Below are 4,058 nucleotides of genomic sequence, written 5' to 3'. Positions count from 1 at the left end.
AGTGTTTGTATATGAAATAAGAAAAGTCGCTTAGAACGCAAATGGTGAAGTTTTATAGATGGATTAAGGTAAGTCCACATAACAAAGGTGTTATGTGGACTTGAAAATAAAGCATTTTTAAAGGTTCAGTCCTTTTTTGTTCCTATGAATTGATTGTAAAAATACAACCTTTTCTACGCCTTACGGAACGAGCGTAGCACTATTATTTTGCATGACCGTGTGATCATGTGATTATCAATTCAAATTCGGCGCATCACCGCTATAGTCATTTTAATGGATGACTCCTAAAGCCCACTCAGCACCACCTGTTAGTTAGCTTTAAAATTACTGTGCTTAATTTCCGCAAAAACAGCACCACCTGTTGTTTTGCGTGTTGTAGCTTGTTACTTAGTGGGTTTTTTCCCACATTCACTGCTACACAATCTAACTTATGACAAGGAAACCAATCCAAGAAGTCATAAGCTCGAAAGCCATGATTTTTTTGTCTTACAACGTCCATCCGTGCGAACTTTCGTATCATGTTCCCTTACTAAACTTCTGTGATCTTCACCACAACTGTCAAGCATCGCTCGAAAACATTAAGTCCAATCAAACTTCGATTGAACGCCTACTTGTCCACGCTCCCACACTGTTAATTTTAGCAATTGAATATTTACAACAATCACCAAAAAAGCATTTATGCACTATACCAAAGCCCCTATCGAATATAGTGGACAATGTGCAATGCCAGTGCTTCCCAAGTTATCAACACTCTAGCCATACATCCACTTAATCAGCTAAACCTCACTGAAAGCCCCCACCACTATCTAACCTATTTTCTACTACTCCATCGTTTTCGGATAAAACCTGCAAGAGTCCGATTACCGAGTAAAAAATAAATTCATAGCTGATGTACTGTGTTTTTGGCACTGTAAGCAACTTTCTATTTTCCGCCTTAATTCGACTGCGAAAAACTGTTCTAGTCACCATTACAGGGTTAAGCTATACATCGACCATCTTTGCTTGAAATTATCTCACCAAGATGTGCCATCTAAGCCGTCTTTCAACTCTCAGATCCACTACGTTGCCATAGCGTCAGAAGCCCTCCTGTCAGTCACCCATCATGCAATATTGAACCTTATGCATGAAAGGGGGGGTGTTAACGGCACATCAATCCTTGATGACCTCCTTCCCCTCGTAGATGCTCTTTCATCATCTACAATCGAGTATTGCAGGATCTCCCTTTCAGAGTCCGTGTCCTTGTCGCCCGTCAAGCTAAAACAGCTTCGATCATATCCCCTGCTAAAGCCTGACCCTTCAAAAGAAGTAAGTAGAATAAGGAATTACACCTTAAGCCCTTGTTACAGCCGCACCAACACCACTTTCGCATGTATGCAGCTTTCCAGACTTATTTGATTATCAATGTTTTTGGTACTCGCAATTTTTTCAGATCAACGGGCGTGACACCCTCACTTCAAAATCACCATCAATAACCATTTGTGTAAGACGCAGAAATCGGGCAAGGACCCGATTTCTGTTTTAAAAAAATCGGGTTGGTAGCCCTGAAATTAAGCACTAATTTCACAGTTTTTTTAAACTTTTTGTCATTTAAAGTCAACACCGCAGGTTCTATTGTGCCGATACCATCATTTAAATAAATTTCGCTCAAGATCGAATAAAAAAGTTTAAAAAACCCATCAATTGATGTAGATTTTTCTTATTGAGGTCATGTCATAGTTTTTCTTATTGAGGTCATGTCATTTAGTCAATTAGGAAAATGATCTTGTACTGCGTAAAAAGGAATAAAATTTGATTTACTATTCAACAACAAAATCGAAGTTTCTACAGCTATTAAGAGAACGATTCACCTATGCTAGTCGTGAAAATGATGGCTGTTTAGTAGCACCTCATTTTTTTAAAAGCTATGAAGATTGTAAAAAAATGCTTAGTGGTACTGAAAGTAAGCAGGGTTGGATTGATCGCTACAATTTGGAAATCAGTCCAAGCACAAGGTATCGCCATAAAAAGGAAAAGCCTGTTTTTGACTTAGTGCTGTTTGGTACAGTTAATTCTGACTTTGATCGAAATCTTATAGAACTGCCTGATTTAGAAAAGTTAGAAAATAACGACTTTTCTATGTGTAAAATTTGGGCATGTTTAGTTGTTACATTTCCAAAGCATTTTTATAAGATTAAGGAAAATGGCACGGCACTTTATGATCTAAGTAATCAGGGGCATGTTGATCAGATCAATAAAAGAATTAAGGCAATAATTCCCAATGCTGAAAGGTTTAAAGATATTCGAGGTGTGACAGTTTTTGATAATTATATGTTTGAAAAACGGAAACCTAAAATCACCGACAAACAAGCAGAAAAAGCCTATCAAAGAAAGTTAAAAGAATGGGAAAAAGAGTTTAATGCAAACCCAAACACACCCAACAAAAAACCTAAAAAAACAACACCATCGAAGCATGAGTGGACAGTTTGTTTATCTGACAAAGCAAAACAAAAGATTAAGGATTCACTCGATCATTTGATTCATATTTATGGGCAATACAAAGATAAACCCGAAGTTTTTTTTAATAATGTAGATCGTATTCATGGCTTTATGTCCAAGTACAACGGGCATCGTGGTGTGCGAAGTGATATAGGGCATTTATACCGAAACTTTAAAGTTGAGTTTGAAGACAAACATCTCAAAAGCCTTGAGTTTGTTCTTCAAGGGCATAGTTTGAACCTGAGTTATATGGGACAGCTCAAGGACGAATATAAGCATTGGGGAGGAAACAGCTTTCACAAAAAAGACAATTTAGAGCTGATGCTACTTAGGGCTAAAGATAGTTTCGCACAAGGATGAATCAGTGAATAAGAGTACAAAAAAAAGCGTAGCTTTTTTCCTTGTCGTCCTCTGCGGTGTCAGCCTTTTGAACTGCAAGTCGAAAGAACCTTCACAAGCCGACCAAGACAGCATTGCAAGAGCCGAACAGCGTGAACGTGAGTTCATGCAAAGACAAGCTGAGTATGTCAAAGAGCATGGTCATGGCAAGCACTACAACATGCAGAATGGTCGAGTTTATGAATGAGTTTGGTTTCTGGCCAATCACACCAGGATTTTTTCAAAATCTTGGTGTGATCAGCAAGTCAAACGCCTACCCTTTAAAGTCTGTATGTTGTCTTAACGCTGAAAAAATTCGTTTTGCAGTTGCTTCACGGACTGACTTTGGATCTCTTAAAATGCCTGCAATGAAGTGAGCGAAAGCATCATAAGTAGGGAAGTTAGATAAGTCGGATATATCTGATACTTTACTCAAAATGGTGCTGTACTTGCTGACCTGTGCATCTGTTAGATTGCAGAACATGTCAACAGTATTAGGATCTCGACTTGTTTCGATGACTTTCGGCTTTGGTTTCTCTCTAACCGTAAACTTAAAGCCAACCACAGAACGCCCACGCTTCACATTCTCATAGGTCAGGTCTATATCGGTATTGGCTGTGATCTCGTCCAGTGATGGCTTAATTACACGTTTCTTTAGGTTACTTAGGTCTTGGTACGAATCAGGCAATCCAAGTTCTTGTTTTAGATGCTCTAGGGACATTTCAAACTGCCCCATTGCTTGATGTTTTTTAGCTAAATGATAAATATCAAAGGAGTAATCCTTCTTCAATTTCAGAACAATGTCTTTTTTATACTTGGTGTACGGGTTCAATTTATCAAAGTGGGTAAGCATCAGTAGGACAATTTCGGGAAAGCGGATAGCAATTCCCCCACTTTCATAGGTGCAGTCGATCACCCAATTTGACAAAACTTTTTTGCCTTTTTCATTGTGATAAGAAAAGTAACGTTTAATCAGCGACTTGCTTGCCATTTCTAATTGCACGTATGCAGACTGTGTTTTTATCCCACACTCTTTTGCAAACTCATCTACCCGTATAAAAATTGCATCCTTTTCCGTAATTCCTTGTGTACGTGCAAGAGGACTAGAAAGAATCAATAGCCGTTTTTCATCAATACTCATGCTTTTAAAGCATTCTGAGATGTTGTTCTGCATCACAACCCAAGAGGGAGGGTAGGTTTTTTTT

At 38.4% G+C, this 4,058-nt stretch carries 3 protein-coding genes; 2 read left to right on the top strand and 1 reads right to left on the bottom strand.

Annotated elements, in window-relative coordinates; translation table 11 throughout:
- Positions 1–1,788 precede the first annotated feature (1,788 nt).
- Entirely contained in the window at positions 1,789–2,835 is a 1,047-nt protein-coding gene (locus HYG89_RS15615) for a hypothetical protein (RefSeq protein ID WP_178868337.1), read from the top strand.
- A 4-nt stretch (positions 2,836–2,839) separates the two neighbouring features.
- A complete protein-coding gene (locus tag HYG89_RS15610) occupies positions 2,840–3,061 on the top strand; it encodes a hypothetical protein (protein WP_178868335.1) in 222 nt (73 codons plus the stop codon).
- Positions 3,062–3,127: 66 nt separating this feature from the next.
- On the opposite strand, the gene HYG89_RS15605 is transcribed toward HYG89_RS15610, so the two are convergent.
- Positions 3,128–4,058, bottom strand: a 931-nt coding sequence (locus HYG89_RS15605) for a replication initiation protein (protein ID WP_218644981.1), incomplete at its 5' end; no start/stop codon positions are given.

The sequence above is a fragment of the Acinetobacter sp. SwsAc5 genome, from assembly GCF_013391485.1.
Classification (GTDB): Bacteria; Pseudomonadota; Gammaproteobacteria; order Pseudomonadales; family Moraxellaceae; genus Acinetobacter; species Acinetobacter towneri.
This window is presented reverse-complemented; position numbering and strand designations above follow the sequence as displayed.